The 432-nt window shown below is 66.7% G+C and carries 1 protein-coding gene; it reads left to right on the plus strand.

Translation table 11 applies throughout. The features are described 5' to 3' along the window. Window positions 1–38: 38 nt before the first annotated feature. The coding region (locus tag CWM66_RS28665) for a YciI family protein (RefSeq protein WP_107147764.1) at window positions 39–432 on the plus strand (394 nt) is incomplete at its 3' end.

Raw genomic sequence — 432 nt, forward strand, 5'->3', positions numbered from 1 at the left:
GGCTACACTCCCAGCCTGGAGACCAGGGAGCACGGCCCATGCAGTACCTGCTGTTGATCTACACCGACGACACGCTGCTGCAAGCGCTCCCCGAGGGCGAGGCCGACAGCATGATGCGGCACTGCTTCGCCGGCGCCGACGAAATGAAGGCGCAGGGCCAGTTGCTCCAGTCCCAGCAGTTGGAGAGCCCGGAGCAGGCGCGCAGCGTGCGCATCCGCGACGGCAGGCTCAGTGTCAGTGACGGCCCGTTCGCCGAAACCCGCGAGCTAATCGCCGGATTCTCGATCTGGGAGGTCAAGGACATGGACGAAGCACTGGCCTGGGCGCGGCGTTCGCCCCATCCCCTGTCCGGCCGCGGCGAGCTGGAGATCCGGCCATTCTTCGAGGTCGAAGACCTGGCCGGCTTCCTCACACCCGAAGAACTTGCCGCAC

It is taken from the genome of Kosakonia sp. H7A (assembly GCF_003028445.1).
Lineage (GTDB): Bacteria > Pseudomonadota > Gammaproteobacteria > Enterobacterales > Enterobacteriaceae > Kosakonia > Kosakonia radicincitans.